Genomic DNA, 22,895 nt, shown 5'->3' with positions numbered 1-22,895 from the left:
CCATTTTGGCGCAAAAGTGGCGAAAACTGCCCAATTTTGGAGCTTTAATACGTAAGTTACTTACTTTAAACGATTTAGATACCGAAATTCTGAAAAAAATTAGCATAACTCTACGCATGAGGAGGCAAATTCGTAGACTTATGCTGATTTAAGAGAAATAAACAGAATGAAGCAAATTATCAGAAAGATAACGGCTGGAATGTATTGGAAAAACCCGCCATTCACTTAGGCCAGCAGCACTATGAGCTGATCAATGTCTTGTTGAATGGGTGACTGTTCTTTATCCAGACTGTCCTGAATTCGCGCCGCCACTTGAGTAAATTCATCCTCTGCCCGAGGATGGTGCATCGCAATGATCTCCGCCAGGGCGGTGGTCGCGTCACTGAGCCGCTCGCTTTCCAGCGCCATGCAGAAGGTCATTAACAAGGTATCCATTGTGATCTCAGTTGGCCGGTTTTGGGTCAGGTAGGGCTGAAACTGATAGAGTACCTCAGCGTATCGATGAAGCGCATCATCCAGCTCGGACTCAACAATGGGTTTGGCAACAATATGATTGGCCCCGGCATTTAACATCCGTTCCTGGGTTTCCTTAAATACATCGGCGGTACAGCCAAAAATCAGCACTGAATGGTTGGCGTTTTGCATTGAACGAATGGCACTGATCGCTTCAATGCCATCTAATACCGGCATGTGGTTGTCCATTAACACCAGATCAAACTGGCGGTATTGCATTAACTCCACCGCCAGCTGGCCGTTCTCGACCACCGTGCAAGTGAAACCTTTATTGCGCATGAAGGTTTCCATAATAATCGCATTAGTACGATTGTCTTCGACTATCAGCACCCGCAGCCCGGAGAAATCACTTTTTCGCTGGGACGTGCTGTTAACCAGCTCAGGCTCGCAAGGGGTGACTGCCAGTTCAATCGTGAATGTCGTCCCAATCGACTCTTTACTGTCTACGGTTACCCTTCCGCCCATGTGCTCCGCGATCTGTTTCACGATAGCCAGCCCTAAGCCACTGCCGCCAAAGCGCCGCGTGGTGGAAGATTCCGCCTGCTCAAAAGGCCGGAATATCCGTGACAATGCATCTTCCGGAATGCCGATACCCGAATCTTTAACTTCAATGGTTAACTGCGTAGAGCCCTCATACCGGTGCTCTTTAAACACCACCTCTACATACCCCTGCTCGGTAAACTTAACCGCATTGTTCAACAGGTTAAATAATACCTGCCTTAATCGGGCAATATCGTTGTTGTACCAACGTGCTTGTGGCACGGTTGAGATGATGAGGAACTCCAGGCCTTTTTCCACACACAAGGTACGATAGACACTATCAATACTGCCAAGAATACTATCAAAGGCAAATGGGGCATTTTCCAGTTCAATGTGGCCCTGCTCTATCTTGGAGTAATCCAGGATCTCGTTGAGCAAGGTCATCATATGATCACCAGACTCGTACAGGGTTAGCAAATGCTTGCGCTGCTCCTGGGTTAACTGACTTTTAAGTAGGATCTGCGCCGTTCCCAATACCCCGTTCATCGGCGTACGAATTTCATGCGACAACGTTGCGAGGAAGGCTGTTTTCGCGTTGGTTGAAGCCTGCGCCTTGACGCGTTCTTTTTCGAGATACACGGTTTTTTCATTAAACTTGGCAATCAAATGGCCGATTTCATCCCGGCTCGGATAGTTGATATCGATAATGTCGCCGGTTTTTGAGTCATCTATTTCCTGTGCGATATACACGATCGGTTTGATCAAATACTGATTAAGCAGATAGTAGCCGGCCAGCACACACACAAGCAGCAAGGGAATAATACCACCTTCGACACTCGTCACCTGGACGAAGACCTGATCAGACACCTTGACCTTAGAGTTCACCACATCCATTTGCCAGTCAAAATCACCAAACTGCAACTGGCTGATGTAGATGTCCTTCATCAGGTCAAAATTATGCTCCACCACCACTTTACCGTCGGCGTCGCGGATCACTGTCCCCAATGAATATTGTTCGGTTGTTTCACGGATGAACTGAAACAGCGCATCAAGGGAGAGGTCAACGGCGGCTACCCCGGCAAACTCTCCATCGCGGAAATACGGAGTGGATGCGGTGATCATCTGCACTTTCGTGAACATGTCTATATAGACGCCAGTCCACCTGACCGTACCGGGTGGTTCAGACACGACTGAACTGTACCACTGTTGCTTATCGTATCCGCCTGACTCAGGATTATTATAAGAATGGATCTGATCGAGGCCGCCTTCCTCATTCTTATTAAAGAACAGGCTGTTATATTGCCATTGCCCGTTGTGTAGGTAGGGTTTGGGCCACAATCCGCCGCTGGCAATCATGTCGCTGCTGGTCAAAAGCAACTCAGGAATGGCCTTAGCTAACACCACATCAGAGTCCCGTATTTGCCCCAGCCCTGCCAGGCTCTGCAACAGGCCGACCGAGCTGGTCAGAGGCTGTTCAATTTGCGAGGCGAGTAACTGGGTGCGTAAATCCAGGTTTTGCTGAACGTTTTGTCTTACCGGAGGCTCAACCACCAGATAAACGACTGACCCAACAGTAGCGATGAAAAAGCACAGGTAAAGAGCCAATGCGATTATGCTTTTTCTTCTCAGCGAAGAACGAATTTCCATATAGTTTAACGAATCAATCCCGAATATCGATTTCTGTTTAATTGATTGTTAAGATGAACACAACCAACCAGCCTATGAACAAATGGTATTCGATTTTGAAACTACAAGACATCCTTTCTCTTCCAGAACTTGATGGAAAGCTGCTAAACCTTGCCAAAACCCAGGGCTTCGTGACTGCAATGGCCTCTGCGCCAAACGTACTGATGCCGCAGGAATGGCTGCCTTTCCTATGGGGAGGAGAAGAGACCGCACCATTTTCTGACGGTGAACAGTTAGAGCTGTATATTGACGAGATCGTCCAGTTATGGAACCAGACTCGCCCCGCACTGCTTGATGGCACCTGGCAGTGGCCACAAGGCTGCGCCTTGGACGAACAAGAAATTATCTCCGAGGCAACCCGGGACTTCTGTGAAGGTTTGTTGCAGGGCTGGCAACTGGCCCGCGATGACTGGGAAACTTTAATGCCTGAACATAGTGAAGATAACGCACTGTTAGGCGGTGTGCTACTGTCTCTGACTATGCTGTATGATCCTGAAACCACCATCGCCACCCTCGCCGAGCAGGGCATGGAAGGCCTGGAACAGTTCGAAGAGATCTTCAACGCCATGCCAATGATGCTGTGCGGCCTGACCCAGCGGGGTGTGGAGCTGGCAGCGGAAGAGTGATCCACGAATGCCGCCTTCTGGCGGCACTATTGCCCGGTTTATCACCACGAGTGAATTCAAACTGATAGATTAAGCGATTTGCCGGCTTCAAGCCAAGGTTGATTTTCGCAGCGCTCTCCCTCTTACTTAACCACCACTTATCTCATCCAGCATCCGCGACCAGGCGAAGTCCTCAACGCGTTCATCGGCAATATAAAACAACTTAGTGCCCGGGGGGACCTGGGCACTGAGCTCAGGGTTTAGCTCAATACCACTCCCGGTATCAAACGCTATCAGCGTTGCCTGATGCTGTTTTTTAATATAGCCAAAAATCACCGCTACCTTGGTTTTAGCTGCGTCCTGCGGATAAACCACCGAGTATTGAGTCATGCCCCGTGTTGATGCGAGCAGCTCCTGATGCAATGCACTGGAGCCGGGATCCACCGCCGCCTTAGCCAGCATTTCTGCCCCGACGGCCGGAATGCACTCGGCTTTCGGACAATGTTGGCTTAATAAACGTCCCAGTGCTTCATCTTTAAAATACGCCAGCAAATGAGCATCTGGATTCAGCGAGGCACAATACAAGGCGGCAGATAACGTAATGTCATCGGAAAGATTATCGACAATAATACAGCTGGCCCGGCTGACGTTGGCATTTTTCATCTCCTGCGCGTCGGTATAACTGGTGACACGAATAAAACCAATCTCACCCGGCAAGGGATTTTCAATATCCGATCGGCTGCAAAGTACAATCGGTCGCTTGCCTGCCTCTTCATGCTGCAACATACGGATCAGGTGCATGGTGCGCGCGCCATTCCAGCCTAGCAATACAATGTGATCTTCCACTTTCAATCTCCGTTTTCCTAACACGCCGGCACGCCAATATTCAATCACGTTGCTGGCAACGCGCCCTAATAAAGCGGCAAATAAACTCAATCCGCCGGGAATGATAAACAGTACCACGACCCACTTTCCCACTGTGGTCACCGGAGAGAGATCGCCGTAGCCCACAGTACTTGCTGTCACCATTAAGTAATAAATGAAGGTAGACACATCCCCGGTCAGCGCCTGTTCTCCCGCGGCATTTAACAACAGCCAGGAGAGCAGCAGGTAACAAGTGCTCATAATGAGCAAGCTTCGGCTGCTCACCTTAAACAGGTGTGCACTTAGCCACTTTTTGACCATCAGCCAAACCGCCATAACTCCCCGCCTACTCTATTTCAAATCGTTAACATGACGATAATACTAACTCACTGATTGTAAGAAATAAAAAAACCAGCCCTATTCGGCTGGTTTTTGAGAGGCATTTGGCCTTGTCTGAGCGCGGCAGGCTGGTTAGGCGTTGCCTTTCACTTGCATATTGAGTTGTTCAGCAAAATCGAGCATGCGGTTGAGTGGGATCAGCGACTTCACTCGCACTTCTTCATCCACAAAGATCTCATGCTTTTCGCCGCCTTCACGCAGCGCAGCCTCAATGGCTTTCAAACCGTTCATCGCCATCCAGGGGCAATGGGCACAGCTACGACACGTCGCACCCGCTCCGGCCGTTGGCGCTTCAATCAACTCTTTTTCCGGCACCAACTGCTGCATTTTGAAGAAGATGCCCTTATCAGTCGCGACAATCATTTTCTGCTGAGGCAGGGCTTTTGCTGCTTTAATCAACTGACTGGTTGAACCAACCGCATCCGCCAGTTCTACCACGCTGGCCGGTGACTCAGGGTGCACCAGAATTGCCGCATCCGGGTAAACCGCTTTCATTTTTCTCAATGCATCAGCAGAGAACTCATCATGAACCACACATTCACCCTGCCACAGCAGCATATCGGCTCCGGTCTGTTTGGCGATGTAAGATCCCAGGTGGCGATCCGGCCCCCAGATAATCGACTTACCTTCAGCATCCAGATGCTCGACGATTTCAAGTGCAATACTGGACGTGACCACCCAGTCGGCACGCGCCTTCACTGCCGCAGATGTATTAGCATACACCACCACGGTATGGTCCGGGTGCGCATCGCAAAACTCGGTGAACTTATCAACCGGGCAGCCCAGATCGAGCGAACACTCCGCTTCAAGCGTCGGCATCAGAATATGCTTTTCCGGTGTAAGGATCTTGGCTGATTCGCCCATAAAACGCACACCGGCAATGATCAGCGTACTGGCGGGGTGACGGTTACCGAATTTCGCCATCTCCAGCGAATCACCCACAAAGCCACCGGTTTCTTCAGCGAGTGCCTGAATTTCCGGATCCGTATAATAGTGCGCGATCAGTACCGCATCTTTCTCTTTCAGCAACTTTTTAATACTTGCTGTGTAAGTGTCTTTCTCTTCCTGAGTTAACGGGACTGGCTTGGGAGGGAATGGGTAAACAGTATCGATTTTATCTAGTATATGGCTCATTGCTCTTGCTCTACGCAACTTCCTTTAATCCGGGTATTGTAACCTTGTTACATTTTAAAAACCAACCCAGTTGGAGAAATTCTGGCAGTCTGGCCGTACGGATTTGCTGCAAACCATGTGCTGATAACCGCCACTCCGGGCAGCAAAGAAAAAAGGAGCATAATGCTCCTTTTTTATAAAACGCGGACTTATTTAATCAAGCGTTTACTTAAGCTTAGAGTTGGCCACTTTGGCCGAGGCACTACCCGGGTATTCATCTACCACTTGCTGATAGTACTTTTTCGCTTGCTCTGCGTTGTCATTACGTGCGGCAATATCGCCCAGCTTCACCAAAGCATCGGCTCGCTTGTTGGACTTTTCGTATGCCACTACCGCGGCAAAACTCTTCACCGCCTCTTTATCCTGCTTCTTAGCGAAATACAACTGGCCCAGCCAGTAATGCGAGTTCGCAGAGTAAGTAGAGTCCGGGAAGTCCTTCTGGAATTGCAGGAACGCATCGATCGCGCCGGTATAATCGCGCTGCTTAAGGATCAGATCGACCGCGTTTTGATACGCTGTCTGCTCATCAACATTGGTGCTGAATTTGCCGACCGGTTGCTCTGGTTGTGCTTCCTTAACTGGTGCCGCTTTGATTTCTCCGCGTACACGATCCAGCTCGACAAACAGTTCACGCTGGCGTTTTAACATCTGCTGCATTTCGTAGCTGTTGCGCTCCAACTGGCCACGAAGTTCATTGATTTCCAGCGACATTTGATCGATCTGCTGCTGCATTTGCAGCTGAACGCGATTGCGGTTCTGCAACATACGTTCCAGGCGCTCAATGTCGGTTTCTGGCGAGGTTCGCGTTTGCGAAACAGAAGAAGTACTGCTGTTGAGATCAGATACTGGGGCTGGTGCAGCGAACGCAATGTTCGCCGCACTTGCCAGCAACGTAAGCGTAACAGCGCGCTTAGTGTTACTGAACATGAGGATTACCTCGAATTAGTATACCAAAACCGCACGGCGGTTCTTCGCGTAAACGTCTTCTGACTGACCCAGCAGAAGAGGCTTCTCTTCACCGTAGCTCACGATAGCAATTTGGTCTGCCTGAACACCCAGCGCTTGCAGGTATTTAGAAACCGCTTCAGCACGACGCTCGCCCAGAGCGATGTTGTACTCAGGCGTACCGCGCTCGTCTGCGTGGCCTTCGATCGTTACTTTCAGCGCCGGATTTTTACTCAGGTATGCCGCGTGAGCTGCCAGCATGTCTTCGTAGTCACCCGCAATTGTTGAGTTATCGAAAGCAAAGTAGATAGTTTGCGTTTCACGCAGCGCTTGTTCTTTAAGCTCTTGCTCTGTTAGCTGACCACTTTGATCGATTGGTGTAACAACTGTCGTTTCAGCAGCTTGGTTTGTTGTTTCGCTACCAGTGTTTGAAGCGGCGTCATCGCTTGAACTACATGCTGTCACAGCCATCACAGGAAGCGCGATCAGTAGCCCTTTTAGAACCTTGTTAAGTTGCATTTTATTTTCCTTTGTTTATCAAACTTATTGCTACAAAAACGGTGACCATGCGGGAGCACGAACGCGCCCATTTGTTGCCGGTAATCTAGCTTTAAATCGACCGTCAATTGACACCATCGACAGGACGTTTTTCTTGTTGTAAATCGAACTATATATAACCATGCCACCATTTGGGGCAATACTCGGGGATTCATCCAGCAGTGTCTTAGTCAACACCTGCAACGCCCCTGTTTCCAGATCTTGTTTGGCCAGATTAAAACCCGAGCCTGTACGGTTCACCATCACCAGGAATCGACCATCCGGCGTGATTTGCCCGCCCAAGTTCTGTCTGCCCTGCCATGTAAGGCGGTTAATCGAACCGTCGCCCAAATTTACTCTATAAATCTGTGGTTTACCACCCCGATCCGAAGTGAAAATCATTGATTTTCCATCAGGATGCCAGAACGGTTCTGTATTATTTGATCTGCCACGCGTAATCTGCGTCAGTTTGCGGGTTTTCAAATCTAGTGTGTAAACGTGTAACGAACCGGTTTTCGACAGCACTAACGCGAGCGTATTACCGTCCGGTGAAAATCTTGGCGCACCATTATGACGGGGGTATGACGTGACTTTTTCGCGCTCCCCGGTGTAGATATTCATAATGTAGATTTCAGCCTGGCCATTCTGGAAGCTGACATACGCCAGCTTTTCACCATCCGGTGACCACGCCGGAGACATCAATGGTTGTTTCGACTGTAATACCAGTTTTTCGTTATAGCCATCATAATCGGCCACACGCAACTGGTATGGGTAGCGGTCTTTGTCGTTGACGACCACATAAGCAATGCGGGTCATGAATGCTCCGCGCTCGCCGGTCAGCTGTTCATAGACCAGATCCGAAATGCGGTGGGCATATTCACGCATACGCGGCTGGGTAACGGTGGCCACTTTGTTAAACAGTACATGGTCTTTCGACAGCACCAGCTCGCCATCACTGCCTAACGCTTTACTCTGCCCACCCGTTAACTGACCACGAACAACGTCAACCAACTGGTAGTTAATTACATAATTGCCTTGTTCATTTTGTGCAATCGACCCGGTTAACAGAGAATCTACCCCCAAGTTCGTCCACGCATCAAAGTCGATCTCTGATTCGCTAAACGGGGTCTGCGGCATTTTACTGGTCGGCACCGGGCTGAACTTACCGCTGCGCTGTAAATCTGAAGCGATTACCGCAGAGACATCTGTCGGCAGCGGCTGACTGCCTTTCCATTGAAAGGGAACGACAGCAATGGGACGTGCTGAATCAATACCATCGGTAATGACCAGCTCTAATGCAGCATGGGCCACATTGTTTATACTGCCGAGCAGTACAAACATTCCTAGTAACAGGCGTTTAATCACGTCTTAATCCTTTTTAGTCCAAAGCAACTGTTAAGTTGATATCTTTCAGTCTTTCATTGACCGCAGCCTCTGAAGATTGCGGGAACGTCCCGACTTGGGCAATCGCACTTTTCGCTGCAGCACAAACTCTCTTGTCACCAGCTAACACACTGACACCGGCAACCATCATATCTGTCCCGGTTGGGATCAGCTTGATTTTAACCCGGCACTCCTTTCCCAACAGGTAGTCATCCTTAATCAGCCTTTGCTGGATTTTCTGAGTATAGATGGATGACATACGCGACAGTTCGTCATCGATAAACCGGTTACGGGCGGCACTGTTTTGACTCGCTTCGCTTTCAAGCCCGGAAAAGATGTTGTCCAGTGCCGCTTCCTGCTCTTTGCGTTCACGCTCTAAACGTTGCAAACGCTGTTGTTCTTTGCGTGCTTTCTCTGCCGCTTCTTTGGCAGCCTTCTCTTTGGCAATCCGCTCCTGCTCTGCTTTTGCGGCCGCTTCACGTTGACGGCGGGCTTTTTCTTCCGCTTCTTTAGCGGCTTTTTCCCGCTCGACCCGCTCCTGCTCGGCTTTGGCAATTGCTGCTTCTTTAGCTAAACGCTGTTGCTCGGCTTTACGTACCGCCTCTTCTTTGGCTTTACGCTCTTGCTCAAGTTTAACTGCGCGCTGCCTTTCTTTACGGGCCCGCTCTTCTTCCGCTTTGCGTTCCTGCTCTTTCTTCTTGCGGGCGATTTCCGCTTCGCGCGCCGCCTGTGCGTCTTTTGCCTGCTGCGCTTTCAGTTTGCGAATCTGCTCTTCTTCCGCTTTGCGGTTTTTCTCCAACTGCTCGGCTTCACGGCGCAGTTTGTCCAGACGAGCCTGTTCTTTCTTGGCGGCCTTTTCCCGCTGCTGGCGGATCTCCCGGGCCTGCTGCTGCACCAACTTAGGATCAATCACTACCGCTTGCACCATTTGCCCGATCGGCTCAGGTTTAGACATGTTAAAGTCTGTCCCCCACAATAGCGCCGCGATCAACAAGGCATGCAAACCAACCGATATCGCTATCGGTTTGGCATATTGTCCGGATTTGTTTTTTCTGTCTTTCATAAACGCTGGACGTCTATATGAGGTCGGTCAGCAGCCCGACTTTCGGGATACCGGCTCGACTCAATTCATCAAGTAATAGGACCACATCTGCATATGGTGTGGCAGCATCGCCACCAACGGCGACGGGTGAATCAGGGTTAACCGATAGCTCTGCTTTCACGCGTACGATCAGATCTTGTAACGCAATACCACGCTGTACCTCTTCATCGTTAACGCTCAGGCCTAAATTCCCGTCGCGATCGATTTCGATAATGATAAAGCTGCTCTGCGTATCACCGGCCAGATCTTGCATAGACTGGGCTGTCGATGTTTTCGGCAACTCAACGTCTACCCCTTGGGTAACAAACGGTGCGGTTGCCATAAAGATGATCAGCAAAACCAGCATAACGTCGATGTAAGGCACAACGTTGATCTCTGCGGTCATCTTGCGCTTTTTAGGTTGGTAACCCGCCATGGTTTATTCCTTATCCGCGCTGTCTCGGCCAGCCATTGCCTGACGGTGCAAAATGCTGTGGAATTCTTCTGAGAACGTCGCGTAGCCATGCTCAAGCTTACTCACCTTATTACTCAGGCGGTTGTACGCCATGACAGCCGGAATCGCAGCAAACAGGCCCATTGCTGTCGCGATCAACGCCTCGGCAATGCCTGGCGCAACCATTGAAAGTGTGGCCTGCTTCACTTCACCCAGGGCGATAAAGGCATGCATAATCCCCCACACGGTACCAAACAGACCAATATATGGGCTGATAGACCCCACCGTGGCAAGGAAAGGCAGGCTGGTCTCCAGCTCGTCCACCTCGCGGGCTACCGCAACCCGCATGGCGCGACCCGTGCCTTCCATAATGTAAGCGGGCGAGTTGGCGTTACTTTTGCGCAGACGAGCAAATTCTGTAAACCCGGCATAGAAAATCTCTTCTGTACCGGCGATCTCATCTTTGCGTACTTTTACTTTTTGGTATAGCTGAGACAAGTCGGTCCCCGACCAAAACTTATCTTCAAATACTTCTGCATCTTTAGATGCCAGCGACAGCACTTTACTGCGCTTGATGATCATGGCCCATGACGCGATTGACATGCCGAGCAAGGTCAACATCACGAGTTTTACCAACAGACTGGCCTGAAGAAAAAGATCAAGAATGGAAATATCAGCAGTCACTACTTGTTAGCTCCGAATGAATAAAAGATGGAATGGCGATTGGCTTCATTTTGTGGTTATCAATACATGCTACCTTAACCCTTGCCTCACACAATATCTTGCCATCATCATTGACTAACTTTTGACAGAATTGCAAGGAAGCACGTTTAATTTCTGACACATGACTCAGTACGGTCAAATGCTCGTCCAGTTTTGCACCTTGATTAAAATTGATATCCATATGTCGGACAACGAAGCCAATATTTTGTTCCAGCAATGTTTGTTGGGAAACGCCTTTGCTGCGCAGCATTTCCGTACGTGCTCGTTCAAAGAATTTGAGATAATTTGAGTGATAGACAACGCCGCCTGCATCTGTGTCTTCATAATACACAGTGATCGGCCAGCGGAAGGGATCTGTAGTTCCGTGCACGGGAGTACCAATACTTTCAATTCTTTAAAGCGATTACTATAACTTATGTCACCGTAATTGGTACCGAAGTAAGCAGAATTTTTTGATTTTTGTGGAAAAAATAAAGCCAGGCTTGATGGCCTGGCTTGTATTTGATTATTTCCTAATCGAGTTTATTTCTAACCGCAGTCAATCAGAAATAAAGCACCGATAAATAAAGCAAGATAGTCAGCGCGAAATAGGGACTGAACAGCAACTGCCAGATCCATTTTCTCGGTTTGAAACCCACCCCATACACCATGCTTGAGCATACCGCCCAAATCAGTGCCGGAGCGATCACCGCGTTAAAGCCACCAATCGCCTGGTGGTAAGCTTCGGGATCCCACATCACCAATCCCACATGCATAAAGCCAAGGATAAGGGACAGGACTCTGAGCAGAGTCTTGTCCATTGGTGCGTGTAGCCGGGCTACCTTGTCAGCGAGATCACTCACTGTCTTTATCCATCATTTCTGAATGCTCTAGCCAAAGAGCGTTGATGATACCGAATGCACAAGCAAGTAGTACACCTAGAATCCATGCGAAATACCACATAGTAAATGCTCCTTAGTAAAGTGAGTTTTTGTTGTCTTCAATGAACTGCTCGTCAAGGCGGCCAAACATCTTGTAGTAAGTCCACGTTGTGTAACCCAGGATGATTGGCACCATAACAAAGGCCACCGCCGTCATCAGGTTCAGGGTCAGTTCTGACGACGTCGCATCCCACATGGTCAGGCTGTGATTTGGCATCAAATCGGACGGCATGATGAACGGGAACATCGCAAAGCCAGCGGTAAAGATCACGCCCGCATTGCCCAAACTTGAGGCCAGGAATGCAACCGCACCTTTCTCCAGACGAGAAGCCAGTACCGCAAGAAGCGGCATCGCAACACCCAGTACCGGAGCGGCCCAAAGCAGTGGATAGGTTTCGAAGTTCTGCATCCACGCGCCCGCTTCACGAATCACCTCTTTGTTCAGAGGGTTGGAAGCCGCCGCGGTGTCGATGCTACCGACGATCACATAGCCTTCAATGCTCTGCACCCAGAAGCCCGCCGCGACAAATGCTGCCACCGTCAGCAGCCCCGTTAGCTGCGCAACGTTACGCGCTCGGGTATGAACATCGCCGGTGGTTTTCATTTGTAGCCAGGTCGCGCCCTGCATCAGGATCATGAACAGGCTTACCAGACCACACAGCAGTGCAAACGGATTAAGCAGACCGAAGAATGAACCGTGGTAGGTCGGCATCAGGAAATCATTCAACTGGAATGGTACCCCTTGCAGCAGGTTGCCAAACGCCACACCAAAGATAACTGGTGGAACAAAGCCGCTGATTGAGATGCAGATATCCCAGGTATTACGCCATTTCGGGTCTTCGATCTTTGAACGGTAATCCAGACCAATCGGACGTAACCAAAGTGCCGCCAGCGTCACGATCATCGCCAGATAGAAACCCGAGAACGATGTCGCATAAACCAAAGGCCAGGCCGCGAACAGTGCACCACCCGCAGTGATTAACCAAACCTGGTTACCATCCCAGTGCGGCGCAATGGAGTTGATCATAACGCGGCGTTGCGTATCGTTTTTGCCGATAACAGGTACAAGCGCGCCCACACCCATATCGAAACCATCAGTGATTGCAAAACCAACTAGTAGTACACCGATCAGTACCCACCAGATGAATCGCAAGATTTCGTAATCAAACATTTTGTTATCTCCTTGTCTTACGCTTCTACTTGGCGGCTAACTTTGTCTGCAACAGTGTCAGCGTTTTGCTCAAAGTGGTAGCGGCCAGTTTTCAGGCTGCTCGGGCCTTTACGCGCGAATTTCACCATCAGGTAAACTTCAGCGATCAGGAATACCGTGTAGAGCGCCAGGATTGCAAATAGCGAAGTCCAGATTTCAGCGGCAGAGAGTGCCGATGCTGCCACGTTTACCGGTAGGATTTCACCAACCGCCCACGGCTGACGTCCGTACTCGGCAACAAACCAGCCCGCTTCTACCGCGATCCATGGTAATGGAATGCTGAACAATGCGGCTTTCAAGATCCATGGCTTCTGTTCAATCTTCTGACGACAGGTTTGGATAAATGCCGCACCAAAGACAAACAGCATTGCGAAGCCACAGGCAACCATAATGCGGAATGACCAGAACAGCGGCCATACCGTCGGGATTGAATCATCCGCCGCGGCTTGAATTTGCTCTTCGCTGGCATCAACAACATTGTCGGTGTAACGCTTAAGCAGCAGGCCGTAACCCAAATCGCCTTTTACCTCATCAAAGGCGGCAATGTTTTCTGCCGATTTATCACCGGCGCGAAGCTTTTCAAGCAGCTCGTAGGCATACATACCGGTGCGGATACGTTCAACATGCTCATCACGCAGATCGCGCAGGCCTGTCACCTCCTCGTCAAATGAACGAGTCGCGATGATACCCATGACATAAGGGATCTTGATCGCGTAGTCGGTATGCATGGTTTCCTGGTTTGGCAGGCCAAACAGTGTGAACGCAGCAGGTGCCGGCTCGGTGTGCCATTCTGCTTCTACTGCTGCCAGCTTGACTTTCTGCACTTCACCCAACTCATAGCCGGATTCATCACCCAAAACGATAACTGACAAAATTGAAGCCATACCGAAAGAGGCGGCGATAGCAAATGAACGACGAGCGAATGCGATGTCACGACCTTTTAACAGGTAGTAAGAACTGATGCCTAAAATAAACATCGCGCCGGTGGTATAGCCAGATGCGACTGTATGGACAAATTTAACCTGAGCGACCGGGTTGAGCACCACTTCCGCAAAGCTGACCATTTCCATTCGCATGGTTTCGAAATTAAACTCCGCACCAACTGGGTTTTGCATCCAGCCGTTCGCGACCAGGATCCACAGCGCAGAAAAGTTCGACCCCAGTGCGACCAACCAGGTTACGGCTAAGTGTTGACGTTTTGACAGGCGATCCCAGCCAAAGAAGAACAGGCCTACAAAGGTTGACTCAAGGAAGAAGGCTACCAGTGCTTCAATAGCAAGAGGGGCACCAAAAATGTCACCTACATAGTGGGAATAGTAAGACCAGTTTGTACCAAACTGGAACTCCATGGTAAGGCCGGTGGCCACACCAAGTGCAAAGTTAATACCGAACAGCTTACCCCAGAACTTGGTCATGTCCTTATAGATCTGCTTATTCGTCATTACATACATTGACTCCATAATGGCCAGTAAGAAAGCCATACCAAGGGTCAATGGTACGAATAGGAAGTGATACATCGCAGTCAGTGCAAACTGCAACCGCGATAGATCAACAACATCAATCATGATAACTCCTATGTGTCGGCTGAATGACACTCTCTACATATTGCAATCTACGAACAACTGTTAACCATCATTAGAAAATGTTGACCAACAACAGCTTGTTGTTGCAAAAATGTGCTTTATTGGTTAGTTAATTGTTAAGCATCAGCTAATATAGCTAGGGCTAATATTACTTGTAAAAACAACTTGTTTCAAAAGGTTTATGGCGAGAAAGCGCTTTGACATACATCAAACTTTGCGCACTGAAGTTGAATAGAAAATCGTCACATTGATCCAAATCAAGCAAGAACACAGCAGAATGTTAATGCAAGGTAATCAGGGGAGAATGCAAACCGCCTTAGTAAAACACCCGGGTAACAAATAGTGTTTATTTTTAACCCTACGGCTGAGAGAAGAAATCCAATAAATGAGAAGCAGGTCAACATTGGTGAAAGGCTGAGCGCCCGGCGCTCAGCAATGGAATCTTATTTTTCAATTCCGAAATGAAGATAGGCGCGATCTGTAGCAATTCGCCCGCGCGGAGTACGTTGAATATAACCTTGCTGTATCAGATACGGCTCAAGCACATCCTCAATGGTATCCTTTTCCTCACCGATCGCAGCCGCCATATTATCCAGGCCAACAGGCCCGCCACCAAACTTTTCCATAATCGCCAACAGCAGTTTACGGTCCATATAATCAAAACCGCGGGCATCGACATCCAGCATGTTGAGCGCTTTATCCGCCACATCCGCACAAATATGGCCGTTGCCTTTTACTTCGGCATAATCACGCACCCGGCGCAGCAGCCGGTTTGCGATCCGTGGGGTACCACGGGCGCGGCGGGCAACTTCCAGCGCCCCTTCCGGTGCCATGGATAAATTAAGGCAACCCGCACTACGCTGAACGATATCTTGCAAATCGTTGACCTGATAGTATTCCAGTCGTTGGGTGATACCGAAACGGTCACGCAAAGGCGATGTCAGTGATCCGGCACGCGTGGTGGCACCAATCAGGGTAAACGGAGGCAAATCAATTTTGATTGAGCGCGCCGCCGGCCCTTCTCCGATCATAATATCGAGCTGGTAATCTTCCATCGCCGGATACAGGACTTCCTCGACCATCGGACTCAAGCGGTGGATCTCATCGATGAATAGCACATCGTTTTCTTCCAGGTTGGTCAGCAGCGCCGCCAAATCACCGGCTTTTTCCAGTACCGGCCCGGAAGTGGTGCGGATGTTCACCCCCATCTCATTCGCCACAATATTGGCCAAAGTCGTTTTACCCAGCCCCGGCGGGCCAAAGATTAGTAAGTGATCCAACGCTTCACTACGCAACTGTGCCGCTTTGATGAAGATTTCCATCTGATCGCGGACATGATCCTGGCCCTGATAATCCACCAGCTTTTTCGGCCGAATTGCGCGGTCAATAACATCTTCTTCCCGAAAAGCCGGGCTTTCCGGGGCGATTAAACGATCGGCTTCAATCATACTGTTACCTTAAACTTAACCTTACACCATGGATTTCAGGGCTTCGCGGATCAGCTGCTCACTGGTCATCTCCGGCTTCGCTACTTGCGAGACGACTTTAGTTGCCTGTACGGATTTGTAACCTAGTGCCAGTAAGGCGCTAATGGCTTCATCTTGCGCGTTATCTCCATTGGCCTGGTCAGCCGCATCCAACGGAGCTGCATCGGTAAATGGAGTAAACAGATCGCCCGCGCCCCAGCCTTTCAGGCGGTCTTTCATTTCGACAACCAGACGTTCAGCCGTCTTCTTGCCTACTCCTGGCAACTTGACCAGGGTCGAGATGTCTTCACGTTCAACACACGCGACAAACTGGCTTGCGGTCATACCAGAAAGAATACCTAACCCCAGTTTAGGACCCACACCATTTGCCTTGATCACCTCACGAAACAGAGCGCGCTCTTTGACAGTATTGAAGCCGTACAGCAACTGGGCGTCTTCACGCACCACAAAATGAGTATAAATGATGGCCTCTTCACCGGTATTTGGCAGCTCATAGAAACAGCTCATCGGCATCTGAACTTCATAGCCTAGTCCATTAACTTCAATTAATACTTCAGGTGGTTGCTTTTCAAGCAGAATGCCGCGAAGACGTCCAATCACGATAAATACTCTTTGGAAATGAATTTGCGACAGGATAATAAAGAACTGGATAGACATCCAGTTCTTTATGCGCGGCGATCAGATTTTTGAGACCACTTGATCAAGCTCGCGGGTTAAGCTTCTCACTGCGTCAACCTGACTGCTTAATGCCGTTCCGCTCTCGGCGACTGTGTGAGAAACCGTCTGGGTCTGCACGACCCCATTCGCCACTTCACTGCTGGCCTGATCGAGTTCTTGCAACGCATTCATCTGAGTCGCCATGATACTGGCCAGGCTATTCACGTCATACGAAATTGTGGTTACCTGCTCAATGATGCTGTTCATTCGCTCAGTACTGGAGCTGACCACATCCTGGCCATGCCGGACTTCCTGCTCACTGCGGTCAAGCAAATGGCGGATCTCAATCGCTGACTGGCTGCTTTTGGCTGACAGCTCTCGTACCTGATCGGCCACCACCGCAAAGCCACGCCCATACTCACCGGCTCTCGCCGCTTCAATCGCAGCATTGAGCGCCAGCAAGTTCGTCTGCTCAGCCACCGAGGTAATCAGATCCGCGACCTTCATGATCTCCTCATGGCTGGTGATGATCTGACCAATCGCCTGTTCAGAAGCCTCCAGCAACTCAGAGCTTTTTTCCGCCTGGCGATGAACATCTTCACTACGCTTTCTGAGTTCATCAACAAACTGCGCCGATGTTTCGATTCCCTTCGCCATCTGGTGGACTTGTTGGCTCATCTGCTCGGCGGCACTCGCCTGAGATTCGCAGTTAATATTAAGCTGCATCACCTGCTGGTCTAGTTGCGTTGATTGCGTATCTAACACTTCTGACACGGCTTTGAGCTGGCCGGAGTTCTGATTGGCCTGGTTAAGTACCTCGGTCAGATGCCGCTCACCTTGCCTCGCCGTACCGGCCGCCTGCTCGCTGTCGGCTTTCGCCTGTTCAGCGGCATCGATTGCCGTATCTCGCTGTTTCGCTGTAAACACCTGGGCGATACAGATCACCACCAGAGGCAGTACACTGCCGGACCACACTTCAATCACATGCGCGGATTCAGGTAACTGCAGTTGCGGAAAGGTGTAGCCGGAAACATGCAGGTGGGTCATCCATGCCGCTACGGTAATGACCAACCCGCTCCAGGCCACCGCCATGATCCGCGTCCCCGAAAGAAAGAAGGCCACGACCAGTAACGGCACCCAGTAAGTCTGGGTAGAATCTACCACGCCACCACTTTGATAAATGATATTCAGCGCATGGGTCGCCATGCCGACAAAACCGACATTCAATGCCACGCCAGGCTGATGCAGCCACTTAAGGCAAAATGCAGCGGTAAGTTCCAGCCCAATCAGTAATATCGATGTCAGGACTAAACTATCATGATCATGTTTGGCCCATTTGATCAGGCTATAGAGTCCAACGAGAAAGGCAATAAAAGTGAAAAGCGATAAGGTATCTGCCTGACGTTGCTGGGTTTTGTTCCATTCCGGGTTACGCGGCATAAAAGCGCTGCGCCAGAGCGTCGCTGGGTTCATGTTCAATTCCTTGGATTGAATTCTTATAAGACATCAGACCACTTTAGTATTGCAACATTCTGATAACAATTCAGGTTGCAAAATCTGCTTAAGATGTCTCAGTTTTCTGAAATATGGATGGGTGTAAGGGTATCAGTTAACGATAGCGACCTTTTTTGGCACCACTGGCTTTTCCCGCCAGGGCAATCAGGGTTTTGTTGGTGTTGGCATGACAAATCGCCACCCCAAGTGCATCGGCCGCGTCGGCCTGAGGCTTGGCCGGCAGTTTCAGCATATGTTGCACCATGTGCTGTACCTGTACTTTATCAGCCGCACCGGTACCGACCACAGCTTGTTTGATCAGCCGTGCGGCATACTCGTAAACCGGGAGCTCCGCGTTCACAGCAGCGACAATCGCGCTACCGCGCGCCTGGCCGAGTTTAAGCGCCGAGTCGGCATTTTTGGCCATGAACACCTGTTCAATGGCGAAGACATCGGGTTGGAACTGGGTGATGATTTCTGTCACGCCGGCATAGATCTGTTTGAGTCGGCCGGGCAGCTCTTTTTCTGACGTGCGGATACACCCGCTGCCGAGATATTGTAAATGACGGCCCTGCTGGCGGATCACACCATAACCGGTAATGCGGGAACCTGGATCGATACCAAGAATAATAGACATGTAATAGTAATTAAACTGTGCGTTTTCTCTGTACTGCCATTCTATTGACTTAAAACGAGATAAGACACTCATTTCTCGCCCAATCACCACAAATAGGCATTAATTGATCATTTTGTCAGCAAAGTCGCAGGCGTTAACCCCCTGCGACTTACGCTTATCAGCGTTGCGCATTCAGCGCTGCTTGCTCAATCGATAACCAGTTCGTGACTTCAACTTCTGCGTTAAATTCCCTTTTATGCGATGCGGGTAAAGGCGAGCACCCACACCTCAGAAATTATAGCTGCGCCGCCACTTCGTCCGAGATATCCCCGTTGTGATACACCTCCTGAACATCGTCCAGATCTTCCAACGCATCGATCAAACGCAGCAGTTTTGGTGCGGTATCAGCATCCAGCTCCGCCTTGGTCGACGGAATCAATGACACCTCGGCATTTTCCGCAACGAAGCCAGCCGCATCCAGGGCATCTTTCACTGTGCCAAACTCTGCCGGCGCAGTATAAACATCGATAGAACCATCTTCAGAAGTTTCAATATCATCTGCACCACTTTCCAGTGCCACTTCCATCACGGCATCTTCGTCCAGACCCGGCGCGTAAGAAATCACCCCTTTCTTCTCAAACAGGTAGCTGACACTGCCATCGGTACCTAAGTTACCGCCCGCTTTAGAAAACGCATGACGCACACCTGAGACCGTACGGTTGCGGTTGTCAGTCATACACTCAACCATCACCGCGGTACCGCCCGGACCGTAACCCTCGTAGATAACGGTCTCCATATTGTCGTCGCCTTCGCCACCCGCGCCGCGACTGACGGCGCGGTTTACGGTATCCCGCGTCATGTTGTTCGACAGCGCTTTATCAATTGCCGCTCGCAGACGGGGATTGTTCTCAGGCTCACCGCCCCCTTCTTTGGCGGCGACGACAATTTCACGGATTAATTTGGTAAAAATTTTGCCACGCTTGGCATCCTGCGCGGCTTTACGGTGACGAATATTCGCCCACTTACTATGACCAGCCATGATTCACCTTTTAATGTATTTTGACGTTCAGTACCCGGAACGCTATTTGGTAAGTTTCTAGGGTCTATTAAAGCAAAAACTCCCGCAGGTACGGGAGTTTTGTTTAAATCATATGGTGCGCTTACTCTGCGTCTTTTTCTTTCGCGACTGTCACTGCAACCGCCAGCTCTTCCAGGGCCGCCGGGTTGGCAACGCTTGGTGCGTCTGTCAGCAGACACGCCGCAGCGGTTGTTTTCGGGAACGCGATAACATCACGGATGTTCTCAGTACCACATAGCAGCATAACCAGACGATCCAGACCGAAAGCAAGACCCGCATGTGGAGGCGTACCGAATTTCAGTGCGTCTAATAGGAAGCCGAACTTCAGTTGTTGCTCGTCTGCATTGATACCCAGGATATCGAATACCGCTGCCTGCATTTCTGCGTTGTGGATACGTACCGAACCACCGCCCACTTCGTAGCCGTTCAGAACCATATCGTATGCGTTTGAGTTCGCCGCTGCCGGGTTCGCTTTTAGCTCTTCCGCAGTCACACCCAGAGGCGATGTGAATGGGTGGTGCATCGCGTGCAGGTTGCCTTCGTCGTCTTCTTCGAACATTGGGAAGTCAACTACCCATAGCGGTGCCCATGCAGATTCGTCGGTCAGTTCCAGGTCTTTACCCAGTTTCAGACGTAGTGCGCCCATTGCTTCAGCAACGATGCCCGCCTTGTCTGCGCCGAACAGGATGATGTCACCTGATTCCGCGTGAGTACGATCCAGAATAGCGTTGATCACGTCTTCATTCAGGAACTTAGCCACTGGAGACTGGATACCTTCCATGCCTGCTGCACGGTCGTTCACCTTCATCCACGCCAGACCTTTCGCGCCATAAATACCAACGAATTCTGCGTAACCGTCAATTTGCTTACGAGTCAGAGAAGCACCACCTGGTACACGGATAACCGCAACGCGGCCTTTCTCGTCGTTAGCAGGACCAGAGAATACTTTGAAATCCACGTCTTTAACCAGGTCAGCAACGTCCACCAGCTCTAGTGGGTTACGCAGGTCTGGTTTGTCGCTGCCGAAGCGACGAATTGCTTCGCTAAATGGCATTACCGGGAAATCACCCAGGTCTACGTTCAGTAGCTCTTGCCACATGTCGCGAACCATTTTCTCAGTCACTTCACGTACTTGCTCAGCGCTCATGAATGACGTTTCGATATCGATCTGAGTGAATTCTGGCTGACGGTCAGCACGTAAGTCTTCATCACGGAAACACTTAACGATTTGGTAGTAACGATCAAAACCAGACATCATTAGCAGCTGTTTGAATAGCTGTGGAGACTGAGGAAGTGCGTAAAAGCTGCCTTTGTGAACACGGCTTGGTACCAGGTAATCACGTGCACCTTCTGGCGTCGCTTTAGTCAGTACTGGGGTTTCGATGTCCAGGAAGCCATTATCATCCAGGAAACGACGAACAAAGCTAGACGCTTTAGCACGTAGCTTGATGCGGTCGCTCATTTCCGGACGACGAAGATCCAGGTAACGGTACTTCAGGCGCTGCTCTTCGGTGTTCTTCTGGTTAAAGTCCAGCGGTAGTACGTCTGCACGGTTGATAATCTCCAGGCCTTTCGCCAGGATCTCAACTTCACCCGTTGCCATATCTTTGTTGACCTGGCTTTCCGGACGAACGCGAACTTCACCGGTCAGTTTGATACAGAATTCATTACGAAGGGAGTTAGCCACTTCATACGCATCTGCCATATCTGGATCAACTACTACCTGAACGATACCTTCGCGATCTCGCATATCGATAAAAATAAGACCGCCTAAATCACGGCGACGGTTAACCCAGCCGCAAAGTTCTACAGTTTGTCCTGCAAGGGACTTGTTCAGGTGACCACAGTAATGGGTACGCATAATGAAATTCCCAATCTCTCAAATATTGTTAACTACGCTCTGTCAGCCTCATTGCCAAGCAGAGTAAAGATCCATTTATACGCTGAAAGCCTATGAAAATCGACTACTCAACATACAATTAAGTGTGTTTTATCATTCATTGGTGCTTTTTAGTACAACAAATGTTCAAAACCGCACCAAAGCGAAAAAATTGCTGCTGATTATAGCGTGAAATTACCTATTTCAGCAAAACTCTCGTAAAGTGCTCACAGCAAGCAGGAACAAAGATTCATGATGGATAAATTCCCCCTTAGGCTTGGCCTGACCATGTGGTCACACAACCAGTGGCAACAGAGCTTTTACGGCAGTGGCACCAAACCCACTGAGCGGCTGGAAAAGTACGCGCAGGTGTTCCACACCGTAGAAGGCAACACCACGTTTTATGCCACCCCGACGCGCAATACGGTGCAAAACTGGAAAGCTGCGACCCACAACGATTTCAAATTCACCTTCAAACTGCCAAAAGCCATTACCCACGAGCAAATGCTCAGAGGTTGCGACGAGCCGTTACGTCACTTCATGAAAGCCATGGAACCGCTGCACGAACGTGTGGGTCAATGGACGATTCAGCTCCCTGCCGCTTTTGGTCCCGAACACCTCGATAGACTGAAGAAGTTCTGTGCCAGCTTCCCGCCGAACTTTCCACTTGGGGTTGAAGTACGGCATATGGCGTTTTTCTCGAAAGGCGAGGAAGAACGCATGTTAAATCAGTGGCTAGCAGAAACTAGCATCGATCGCATCATCATGGACAGTCGCCCTGTGTTTGCCGCAGAGCCAACGACCGAAGCGGTGATTGATGCACAGCAGAAAAAACCTCGTGTTCCGGTTCATGCAATTGCAACTGCTAAGCATCCAATAATTCGCTTTATCGGTCATCCAGACATGGATGACAACTTGCGCTTTTTTGAACCTTGGTTGAAGAAGTTACCCGTTTGGATTGAACAAGGCATTCAACCTTACTTGATGATCCACACGCCGGATAACATGCTAGCACCAGAACTTGCTGAAAAGCTGTATAAGCAGCTACAACTTAAGCTCTCGCTGCCGAATTTGTCTGCGTTTCCTGCCAACGATGGCAACTCGCAAATACCGATGTTTTAGGTAAGC

The 22,895-nt window shown here is 49.9% G+C and carries 22 protein-coding genes; 2 read left to right on the top strand and 20 right to left on the bottom strand.

What is annotated here, in order from left to right; genetic code table 11:
* Positions 1–225: 225 nt before the first annotated feature.
* Entirely contained in the window at positions 226–2,640 is a 2,415-nt protein-coding gene (locus tag P2G85_RS08350) for a hybrid sensor histidine kinase/response regulator (RefSeq protein ID WP_275863633.1), read from the bottom strand.
* 53 nt (positions 2,641–2,693) lie between these two features.
* Between P2G85_RS08350 and P2G85_RS08345 the strand changes: the two genes are divergently transcribed.
* Positions 2,694–3,305 carry a YecA family protein gene (locus P2G85_RS08345; protein WP_275863632.1) on the top strand — a complete coding sequence of 204 codons (612 nt, stop codon included), beginning with the start codon at positions 2,694–2,696 and terminating at the stop codon, positions 3,303–3,305.
* Positions 3,306–3,431: 126 nt separating this feature from the next.
* Here P2G85_RS08345 and P2G85_RS08340 read toward each other — a convergent pair whose 3' ends face one another.
* The 19 genes from P2G85_RS08340 to aspS all read right to left on the bottom strand — a co-directional run bounded on the left by P2G85_RS08340 (position 3,432) and on the right by aspS (position 21,749).
* Positions 3,432–4,484: an ion channel gene (locus P2G85_RS08340; RefSeq protein WP_275863631.1), complete on the bottom strand. Its 1,053-nt coding sequence runs from the start codon at positions 4,482–4,484 to the stop codon at positions 3,432–3,434.
* Between the two features lie 135 nt (positions 4,485–4,619).
* Complete coding sequence (gene nadA / locus P2G85_RS08335; RefSeq protein ID WP_275863630.1) at positions 4,620–5,681, bottom strand: quinolinate synthase NadA; 1,062 nt, start codon at positions 5,679–5,681, stop codon at positions 4,620–4,622.
* Between the two features lie 204 nt (positions 5,682–5,885).
* On the bottom strand, positions 5,886–6,647 hold the full coding sequence (ybgF, locus tag P2G85_RS08330; protein ID WP_275863629.1) for a tol-pal system protein YbgF: 762 nt from the start codon (positions 6,645–6,647) through the stop codon (positions 5,886–5,888).
* Positions 6,648–6,662: 15 nt separating this feature from the next.
* Positions 6,663–7,184, bottom strand: coding sequence for a peptidoglycan-associated lipoprotein Pal (pal, locus tag P2G85_RS08325; protein WP_275863628.1), 522 nt, complete (start codon positions 7,182–7,184; stop codon positions 6,663–6,665).
* Between the two features lie 30 nt (positions 7,185–7,214).
* The gene (tolB, locus tag P2G85_RS08320; RefSeq protein WP_275863627.1) at positions 7,215–8,567 is read right to left on the bottom strand and encodes a Tol-Pal system beta propeller repeat protein TolB; all 1,353 of its coding nucleotides are present in this window, start codon (positions 8,565–8,567) and stop codon (positions 7,215–7,217) included.
* A gap of 13 nt (positions 8,568–8,580) precedes the next feature.
* Entirely contained in the window at positions 8,581–9,648 is a 1,068-nt protein-coding gene (tolA, locus tag P2G85_RS08315) for a cell envelope integrity protein TolA (protein WP_275863626.1), read from the bottom strand.
* A 13-nt stretch (positions 9,649–9,661) separates the two neighbouring features.
* On the bottom strand, positions 9,662–10,102 hold the full coding sequence (locus P2G85_RS08310) for an ExbD/TolR family protein (RefSeq protein WP_275863625.1): 441 nt from the start codon (positions 10,100–10,102) through the stop codon (positions 9,662–9,664).
* Positions 10,103–10,105: 3 nt separating this feature from the next.
* A complete protein-coding gene (tolQ, locus tag P2G85_RS08305; protein ID WP_275863624.1) occupies positions 10,106–10,804 on the bottom strand; it encodes a protein TolQ in 699 nt (232 codons plus the stop codon).
* Positions 10,794–11,213 (bottom strand): tol-pal system-associated acyl-CoA thioesterase, encoded by a 420-nt coding sequence (gene ybgC / locus P2G85_RS08300; protein ID WP_275863623.1) that lies wholly within the window; start codon positions 11,211–11,213, stop codon positions 10,794–10,796. Before ybgC ends, tolQ begins: the two co-directional genes overlap by 11 nt.
* Before the next feature lie 172 nt (positions 11,214–11,385).
* Positions 11,386–11,685 (bottom strand): cyd operon protein YbgE, encoded by a 300-nt coding sequence (gene ybgE / locus P2G85_RS08295; RefSeq protein ID WP_275863622.1) that lies wholly within the window; start codon positions 11,683–11,685, stop codon positions 11,386–11,388.
* Entirely contained in the window at positions 11,678–11,785 is a 108-nt protein-coding gene (gene cydX / locus P2G85_RS08290) for a cytochrome bd-I oxidase subunit CydX (RefSeq protein WP_000270284.1), read from the bottom strand. Before cydX ends, ybgE begins: the two co-directional genes overlap by 8 nt.
* Before the next feature lie 12 nt (positions 11,786–11,797).
* On the bottom strand, positions 11,798–12,934 hold the full coding sequence (gene cydB / locus P2G85_RS08285) for a cytochrome d ubiquinol oxidase subunit II (protein ID WP_275863621.1): 1,137 nt from the start codon (positions 12,932–12,934) through the stop codon (positions 11,798–11,800).
* Between the two features lie 17 nt (positions 12,935–12,951).
* Entirely contained in the window at positions 12,952–14,538 is a 1,587-nt protein-coding gene (cydA, locus tag P2G85_RS08280; RefSeq protein WP_275863620.1) for a cytochrome ubiquinol oxidase subunit I, read from the bottom strand.
* Positions 14,539–14,999: 461 nt separating this feature from the next.
* On the bottom strand, positions 15,000–16,004 hold the full coding sequence (ruvB, locus tag P2G85_RS08275; RefSeq protein WP_275863619.1) for a Holliday junction branch migration DNA helicase RuvB: 1,005 nt from the start codon (positions 16,002–16,004) through the stop codon (positions 15,000–15,002).
* 21 nt (positions 16,005–16,025) lie between these two features.
* Positions 16,026–16,643, bottom strand: a complete 618-nt coding sequence (gene ruvA / locus P2G85_RS08270; RefSeq protein WP_275863618.1) for a Holliday junction branch migration protein RuvA — start codon at positions 16,641–16,643, stop codon at positions 16,026–16,028.
* Between the two features lie 78 nt (positions 16,644–16,721).
* Positions 16,722–18,173: a methyl-accepting chemotaxis protein gene (locus tag P2G85_RS08265; protein ID WP_275863617.1), complete on the bottom strand. Its 1,452-nt coding sequence runs from the start codon at positions 18,171–18,173 to the stop codon at positions 16,722–16,724.
* Between the two features lie 136 nt (positions 18,174–18,309).
* Positions 18,310–18,831: a crossover junction endodeoxyribonuclease RuvC gene (ruvC, locus tag P2G85_RS08260; RefSeq protein WP_275863649.1), complete on the bottom strand. Its 522-nt coding sequence runs from the start codon at positions 18,829–18,831 to the stop codon at positions 18,310–18,312.
* 274 nt (positions 18,832–19,105) lie between these two features.
* Positions 19,106–19,849 (bottom strand): YebC/PmpR family DNA-binding transcriptional regulator, encoded by a 744-nt coding sequence (locus P2G85_RS08255; RefSeq protein ID WP_275863616.1) that lies wholly within the window; start codon positions 19,847–19,849, stop codon positions 19,106–19,108.
* 121 nt (positions 19,850–19,970) lie between these two features.
* Entirely contained in the window at positions 19,971–21,749 is a 1,779-nt protein-coding gene (gene aspS / locus P2G85_RS08250; RefSeq protein ID WP_275863615.1) for an aspartate--tRNA ligase, read from the bottom strand.
* Positions 21,750–22,022: 273 nt separating this feature from the next.
* On the opposite strand from aspS, the gene P2G85_RS08245 reads away from it, so the two are divergent.
* Entirely contained in the window at positions 22,023–22,889 is an 867-nt protein-coding gene (locus P2G85_RS08245) for a DUF72 domain-containing protein (protein WP_275863648.1), read from the top strand.
* Positions 22,890–22,895: the final 6 nt, after the last annotated feature.

Source organism: Vibrio sp. CAU 1672 (assembly GCF_029223195.1).
In the GTDB taxonomy this organism is placed as follows: Bacteria; Pseudomonadota; Gammaproteobacteria; order Enterobacterales; family Vibrionaceae; genus Vibrio.
Note: the sequence above shows the minus strand (reverse complement) of the source record. Positions and strands in the feature narration are given on the sequence as shown.

Excerpts from the sequence above, each read along its gene's own strand:
- P2G85_RS08350 (WP_275863633.1), bottom strand. The coding sequence starts at position 2,640 with ATGGAAATTCGTTCTTCGCTGAGAAGAAAAAGCATAATCGCATTGGCT.
- P2G85_RS08345 (WP_275863632.1), top strand. The coding sequence starts at position 2,694 with ATGAACACAACCAACCAGCCTATGAACAAATGGTATTCGATTTTGAAA.
- P2G85_RS08340 (WP_275863631.1), bottom strand. The coding sequence starts at position 4,484 with ATGGCGGTTTGGCTGATGGTCAAAAAGTGGCTAAGTGCACACCTGTTT.
- nadA (WP_275863630.1), bottom strand. The coding sequence starts at position 5,681 with ATGAGCCATATACTAGATAAAATCGATACTGTTTACCCATTCCCTCCC.
- ybgF (WP_275863629.1), bottom strand. The coding sequence starts at position 6,647 with ATGTTCAGTAACACTAAGCGCGCTGTTACGCTTACGTTGCTGGCAAGT.
- pal (WP_275863628.1), bottom strand. The coding sequence starts at position 7,184 with ATGCAACTTAACAAGGTTCTAAAAGGGCTACTGATCGCGCTTCCTGTG.
- tolA (WP_275863626.1), bottom strand. The coding sequence starts at position 9,648 with ATGAAAGACAGAAAAAACAAATCCGGACAATATGCCAAACCGATAGCG.
- P2G85_RS08310 (WP_275863625.1), bottom strand. The coding sequence starts at position 10,102 with ATGGCGGGTTACCAACCTAAAAAGCGCAAGATGACCGCAGAGATCAAC.
- cydX (WP_000270284.1), bottom strand. The coding sequence starts at position 11,785 with ATGTGGTATTTCGCATGGATTCTAGGTGTACTACTTGCTTGTGCATTC.
- cydB (WP_275863621.1), bottom strand. The coding sequence starts at position 12,934 with ATGTTTGATTACGAAATCTTGCGATTCATCTGGTGGGTACTGATCGGT.
- cydA (WP_275863620.1), bottom strand. The coding sequence starts at position 14,538 with ATGATTGATGTTGTTGATCTATCGCGGTTGCAGTTTGCACTGACTGCG.
- ruvB (WP_275863619.1), bottom strand. The coding sequence starts at position 16,004 with ATGATTGAAGCCGATCGTTTAATCGCCCCGGAAAGCCCGGCTTTTCGG.
- P2G85_RS08265 (WP_275863617.1), bottom strand. The coding sequence starts at position 18,173 with ATGAACCCAGCGACGCTCTGGCGCAGCGCTTTTATGCCGCGTAACCCG.
- ruvC (WP_275863649.1), bottom strand. The coding sequence starts at position 18,831 with ATGTCTATTATTCTTGGTATCGATCCAGGTTCCCGCATTACCGGTTAT.
- P2G85_RS08255 (WP_275863616.1), bottom strand. The coding sequence starts at position 19,849 with ATGGCTGGTCATAGTAAGTGGGCGAATATTCGTCACCGTAAAGCCGCG.
- aspS (WP_275863615.1), bottom strand. The coding sequence starts at position 21,749 with ATGCGTACCCATTACTGTGGTCACCTGAACAAGTCCCTTGCAGGACAA.
- P2G85_RS08245 (WP_275863648.1), top strand. The coding sequence starts at position 22,023 with ATGGATAAATTCCCCCTTAGGCTTGGCCTGACCATGTGGTCACACAAC.